Genomic DNA, 5,845 nt, shown 5'->3' with positions numbered 1-5,845 from the left:
CCTCGCCGACCTGCAAGTGCTCCGCGTCGACGAATGACACAGTTCCACGTTCACCGGCTGCCCGGTGGCCGACTGGTGCTGGATCTGCAGACGGACCTGATCGACACGGGCACCCGCGTCGTTGCCCCTCTGATCCCGCGCGATCACGGCCCCATGGCGCTCGACCGGCTGGAACCGCTGCTACAGGTCGCCGGAATCGCGCACGTGCTTCATACTGCCGAAATGGCAGCCGTGCCGTCCGGCCTTCTCAAGCAACCCGCCATTGCAGACCTCTCGAACCAAGATTACGTGATCCGACGCGCACTCGACATGGTGTTCTCAGGGTTCTGACACTCTTGACGTTTGATCATGTAGTTTGTGGTGCTATCTTTCCGTTCGAATGGCGGGAAACAGTGGCTGCAAGTTTATCACGAGCACATACTCTGTCGACAGAACCGAACAACGCTCACAGCGCGGTTCAAGCAGTTTGGCATCGATTGGAAGGGGGAGGCGAAAGCGCCTTGAGACCTGCAAGACCCTTTAGGACAAGAACGGAAGACTTGCTCCGGCCTGCGCGGCGCATCTTGCGACCTTCCCAGTGCCGCACTGCGGGAGTAATCAGGCAGGGACCAAGCACCTCAACTTCATGATGATCTACAAGCCCCAAGGTTCTGATCATCCCAAGCCCATGCAGCACTTCTGATTCTGAGGAGGGGCATCACATGACAGGTGTTCTGCTGCATTTGTACATACGGGTACCCTGCCCTTTATCGCTGGTGTCGAATCCTGATGAGGGTCTTATTTCTCTCGAGTTCTTCACAATTTACCGCGGTAAATTGTCTGGGTTGTAGGTCGATTTACCGCGGTAAAAGGCGTGTAGCCTCATCAAGCTGGGAGCCTCTGAACTCCGATCGGATATGGCAGATAGGCGCTGCCCGCTGCGACAGTTTCTCCGCGCAGCAGTTTCGCAAGTATCGATTTCAGATAGGCGCGTGGTTTTGAGACCGTGTCGATCTTCTTGGAAAGATAATCGACAACCCTGATTGTGTTCTCCAGACCGGCGAGCAACAGTGCGGCATCGACGCAGTCTCGTCCCAGTCCAATAAAAGATCCAAATTCAATGATGCGTGCTTTCGCCTCATGCTCTGTCGGTGGGGTTTCGGGGTAGAACTCGATCAAAGATGAGCTTTGCTGCCAGACGTTCCTAATCTGAGATGGGTTCAATCTGAAGGTGGTGGTATATATATCTTTTCGTTCAGACTCTATGTGCCGGACAGTTTGACCGGCATCGCCGGGTGTTCTGTCCGGCTGCAACGAATTTTCCGGCACTGGGCATCTTGCAGTGGAAACGGGCTCGAGAGTGTTTTCCAGAGCTGCGATCTCCGTCTCGAGGGCATCGAGGTCGCTCATGGTGGTGGTTTTGCGCCGGAAGGCGTTGCGCGTGTTATCCATCAGCGTGGTAAGCGAGTCTGAAGGCGCCATTTGGCGCTGCAGGCTTGCCAGTCGGGCGCTAAGACCGTTCTTGCGCTGTTTGAGCGCGCGTGCCTCATCTTCTAGCCGGGTCTGCAATGTGCTTAGCTCTTGGTAGCGCGCGATAACCGGGGACAGGTCAATGCCATAGGCAGCGATGATCCGACCGTCAGCGGTGCGTTCCGGGAAGCGCCGCCCATTGGCACTAAGGCAGCGGACGATCAATCCGCGCGCTGCGAGTTGGGCCTCGCCGCGGCGGAAGCGCCGTTCATCCATGCCGCAAGCGCGGTTCTGAAGCTCGGACAGCTGCATGAAGGACATGTTGAGCGCACCAGGGGACAGCGGGCCCTGGGGCAAGACGGAGAGATGTGCGCGGAGCACCATCACGTCCCGGTCGGTAAGGCCCAATTCCTTGCGCAGGGAAACGACAAGTGAAAGCAGCTCCCAGCGGTCGATGGCACCGCCCCTCGAGCAAGCCTCATCCCGTTGCCGACGCGGCTTCGCCGCGGACATTGCGTGTTTCATGACGATTTCACACGGCAAAAGAGATTGTTCACCAGAAAACCGGTGTTGAAAAAGCGTCGCTGTCAGGCTAGAAAGACTTTGCTACAAGAACCTTCGAGCCCTCTCCGGAACATCTGTTTTCGGCGGGGGCTTTTTCTTTTGTGCCCCAGCGTCCCTCGGCCGTTCGTGCTCCTTGTTGATGATTGCCTCGGTGATGGATCTGCCTCCCCGGTTTACCGGGGTAAACAGCGCTTAAGATCGGACGTGAGCTACTCCTTTTCGGTGTCGTATTCAGAAATGAGCCTAGTGACCGCGTCGTCGATGCGATCGAGCAGGTCCGGCGGGGCCGATTTGCCCAGACGAACGGTGATCTGCTTTGGCTTGCGCAGGGTTGTCACGCTGCCAGAAAGATGCTCGCGCCGGACGGCCTGCGGGGCAGGGTGAGGTCGCTTCGCCCGCGCGCTCTCCACAGTCTTCAGCAATGCCTGAAAGCGCTCTACGCTGTCGTCAATTGTTCTGTCGACCAGCTCCAGTGCGTCCGAAGGCGACACCCCATGCTGCCCCATGACAGCGATCAGCCGCTCCCAGTTGCGTCGCCCGACACCGCGGGCGGGGCCAATGGCCATTACCAGATCCTCGCCAAGGGCCTGGTAAGTCTTGACCATGAAGCTGATGAGGGTGCGCGACACGTTCAGGAAGCCAGCGATGTCCTTCTGCTCGTGCCCGGCATCAAGACCCTGCGCCGCGGCGCGGGCCCGTTCAATGTAGCTGGTCTCGAGCCGGGCCGAGTTTTCGATCCCTTGCGCGATGAAGGCTTCGCGGTCGTCCATGCGGGCGACGAAGGCCTTGATGCGCGGCTCACCGAGGCTGCGCAGGGCGGCAAGGCGGCGGCGGCCCACGACGATCTCGTAGGTGCCTTCGCCTTCCGGCACGATGCGCACGAGGATGGGGATCTGTTGCCCGTTCTCGCGGATGCTGGCGGCGAGGCTGTCGAGATCCTCCGTCAGGTCGATCCGGTCGCGAATGCGGCTGTCGCGCACTTGGTCGACGGGGATCTCTTGGTAGGTGCGGTCGGCCCCGCCTTGGGTCGCGGCGCGGATGTACTTGTCGCTGGCGGCGCCGCCCTTGATAATTGGCTTGCGCCGAACCGCGGGCTTGCGGTTCGGGGTTTCACCGGTCTCGGGCTTGTCGGACCCCGTGCCAAAGACGGAACGTGCCATCAGGAGGTCTCCTCACTGTTGCCGATGCGCCCGCGCCCGACCATGATTTCGCGTTCGACCTCGAGTGCGATGCCATGCAGGCTCTCAAGGATGCGGTCGTAAGTCTTGCGGGTGAAACTGGACGGGTCCACCTCAAGCAGCGGGTTCATGGTGTTGCCGGCATCCGCGATGGCCGTGGAGGCAAGGAAATCGGTGTTGAGCATTGCCGGGCCGAGTGTGTTGCGCAGAAAGGAGCTGAGTTGAAGTTGCGCCGGATCATTGGGCGAATACCGGGTCAGCAGGATGCGCACGAAATCGAAGCGTTTGCCGGGATCGACTTCTTCTATGCTTTCCAATGTGCTTGATGCGAGATCGAGGAACTTCACGAGACTCACCACGTCGAGCATCCCTGCCGACAGCGGAATCAGCATTGAGTTCGAAGCGTAAAGTGCCGCGATCACGCAGAAGGACATGTGCGGTGGGGTGTCGAACAGCACCACGTCATAGGCGTCTTCCACAAGGCTGAGCGCGTCCGAGATGCGCGAGTAGAAGGGGATGCCCTTGGCCGCGGCGCTTGCCGTTTCATATTCAAATTCGGTCAGCGAGATCGACCCGGGAATGATGTCGATGTTGGGGAAATAGGTGGCTTGGATCGCCTCGGAGATGGGCACTCTAGCTTCACCCTCAGACTGTTCTTCATAGCGCAGAACGTCATAGATCGAAGGGATGTCGTCGAGGTCCGCCTGGATGTCGAAGAGGTCTGACAGACTGGCCTGCGGGTCGAGGTCCACCAGCAGCACCTTGAAGCCGCGAAGGGCAAGGAATTGCGACAGGTTCGCCGCGGTCGAAGTCTTCGACACTCCGCCCTTGAGGTTGTAAACCAGCAGCTTGGTGGTGCTCTCGTCCGCCAATTTACTGGGGAAGAGCTCTTCCGGAATCTTGCCGGCCGCGTGTAGCACCGTTTGAATCTCGTGAATTTCCTCAAGCGAGAAGGTGCGTCGGTTTCCTGGCTCCATGATGCCCTCGGGAAGGCCCTCGATTGACTTCAGGTGATGGCGCAAGGTGTTATAATTCATTCGGAAGGCAATGTCCGCCATCTCGCGGATGGTGAATCGGCGTAGGCCCTTGTCGGACTTGCGCGAATCCGGCGCATGAAGTTTGCTTGCCTGAAGGCGCAGGGCCTCATCCAAAGCGTCGCTGAAGCCGCCAAGGGTCCCGGAGCCCAGAAGGTCTCTCATCTGCTCAATCCGCTCGTTTGTTTCTAGTTGCTTACATCAGGAAACACGTGAAAGTCTAGAAAAAGCTGATGAGGTGCAGCAGGGCGCGTGAAGGTGAGAGTGTCTGATGTCACCATAAATGTAATTTATTCGATAAAAATCAAATGATTAATATAATTTTGAACGAGATTTGGAGTCGGGTGTGACGCGGAATTGCCCGCAAACGCTGTGCATGAACCTGGGGCGGCCAAGCGAATCTACCCTTACAATAGAGGCCGGGTCACGTTTGATCTTGTTTCGGCAGGGCAGGGGCGTTGCGTGATTGACCTGCCACGGGAATTTTCCTCCACGCTCGATTAGACCCCATGATCGCGGAGTGAGCCTGACTGGGCTGGCGGCCTCTCGCGCGGCATTCTCCTTTCGAGGGTTGCGTCCGGTTGGCGGGCGCCGGGCCTCAAGAATGGGGGAGAGACCACATGCAGGGTAGCAGGTTCATCGGATTGGATGTCCATAAGGCGTCGATTTCAGTCGCGGTTGCGATGGGGGAGCGCGGCCGCCAGCAAACCTATAGCGACGCGGCGATCCAGGCCTGCCTCATCCTCAAGGTCCTCCTCGGACTGCCGCTCCGCCAGACGACAGGGTTCGTGGCAAGCCTTTTGGACCTTTCCGGGCTGGGGTGGTCCGTGCCTGACTTCAATCCCCTGTCGCGCCGCCAGAGGACCCTGGACGTCACCATCCCGTATCGCGGCTCCAAGGGGGCGCTGCACCTGCTCGTGGACAGCACCGGGATCAAGGTCTAGGGCGAAGGCGAATGGCACACGCGCAAGCATCCCTCTCACACATGCAAGCATGTGCTGGCGGGCAATGGGTGGTTCGAAACGGCGCGTCTGGCGGAAGATCCACCTCGGCATCGACGAGCAAACATTGGAGATCCGGGCGATCGAGGTCACCTCAAGCAATGTCGGCGACGCCCCGATGCTGCCGGACCTGCTCGCCCAGATTCCGGCGGAGGTGTAAATCGACACCGTAACAGCCGACGGCGCCTATGACACCCGTATATCGACCCAGTGAAAACCTGCTCATGCTACAAGGGAGAACGTAGCAATGAGTATGACGATGGACGACAGCATCAAAAGGTGGACGGCGAAGTGGAAGACAGCGCTGGTCATCGAGATCATCCAGAGCAAGACGACCGTGTCGGAGGCGAGCCGGTCGTTCGACCTGACGCCCTCCGAGATCGAAGGCTGGGTCGAGGACGCCAAACGCGGCATGGAAAACTCGCTGAGGGCCAATCCGCTGGACATCCTCGAGATGAACGGCAACAGCTATCGGCTTGGCCAAAGCCGCGCCCGAAAGGCCGCTGCCGCCACCTGATCACCCGTTGCAGAATTGGCCCTGCACCGGCTCTGTTGCACAAAGCCTGTGAGGGATTCACCTTGCGAATCCAGTGCGATAACTGGAGGGGATGAGCAGACC

5 protein-coding genes and 1 pseudogene are annotated in these 5,845 nt (G+C 59.1%); 3 read left to right on the top strand and 3 right to left on the bottom strand.

What is annotated here, in order from left to right:
• On the top strand, positions 1–330 hold a 330-nt coding region (locus Q4543_RS23610; protein ID WP_303442460.1), incomplete at its 5' end, for a CcdB family protein.
• Positions 331–864: 534 nt separating this feature from the next.
• Here the strand turns inward: Q4543_RS23610 and Q4543_RS23605 are convergent.
• The 3 genes from Q4543_RS23605 to Q4543_RS23595 form a co-directional block, all read right to left on the bottom strand.
• Positions 865–1,974 (bottom strand): helix-turn-helix domain-containing protein, encoded by a 1,110-nt coding sequence (locus Q4543_RS23605; RefSeq protein WP_303442458.1) that lies wholly within the window; start codon positions 1,972–1,974, stop codon positions 865–867.
• Between the two features lie 248 nt (positions 1,975–2,222).
• Entirely contained in the window at positions 2,223–3,173 is a 951-nt protein-coding gene (gene repB / locus Q4543_RS23600; RefSeq protein WP_303442456.1) for a plasmid partitioning protein RepB, read from the bottom strand.
• Positions 3,173–4,390 (bottom strand): AAA family ATPase, encoded by a 1,218-nt coding sequence (locus Q4543_RS23595; protein ID WP_303442454.1) that lies wholly within the window; start codon positions 4,388–4,390, stop codon positions 3,173–3,175. The genes repB and Q4543_RS23595 overlap by 1 nt, the downstream gene beginning before the upstream one ends.
• Before the next feature lie 521 nt (positions 4,391–4,911).
• On the opposite strand from Q4543_RS23595, the pseudogene Q4543_RS23590 reads away from it, so the two are divergent.
• Both Q4543_RS23590 and Q4543_RS23585 read left to right on the top strand, forming a co-directional pair.
• Positions 4,912–5,383 (top strand): annotated as a pseudogene (locus Q4543_RS23590) (IS5 family transposase); the annotation flags it as partial.
• A gap of 90 nt (positions 5,384–5,473) precedes the next feature.
• Positions 5,474–5,743 (top strand): transposase, encoded by a 270-nt coding sequence (locus tag Q4543_RS23585; protein ID WP_303442452.1) that lies wholly within the window; start codon positions 5,474–5,476, stop codon positions 5,741–5,743.
• The last annotated feature ends 102 nt before the right edge of the window (positions 5,744–5,845 follow it).

Origin of the sequence: Salipiger sp. 1_MG-2023 (assembly GCF_030547555.1) — a bacterium.
Taxonomy (GTDB): domain Bacteria; phylum Pseudomonadota; class Alphaproteobacteria; order Rhodobacterales; family Rhodobacteraceae; genus Salipiger.
This window is presented reverse-complemented; position numbering and strand designations above follow the sequence as displayed.

Coding starts and splice junctions, on each gene's coding strand:
- Q4543_RS23605 (WP_303442458.1), bottom strand. CDS start 1,974: ATGAAACACGCAATGTCCGCGGCGAAGCCGCGTCGGCAACGGGATGAG.
- Q4543_RS23595 (WP_303442454.1), bottom strand. CDS start 4,390: ATGAGAGACCTTCTGGGCTCCGGGACCCTTGGCGGCTTCAGCGACGCT.
- Q4543_RS23585 (WP_303442452.1), top strand. CDS start 5,474: ATGAGTATGACGATGGACGACAGCATCAAAAGGTGGACGGCGAAGTGG.
- repB (WP_303442456.1), bottom strand. CDS start 3,173: ATGGCACGTTCCGTCTTTGGCACGGGGTCCGACAAGCCCGAGACCGGT.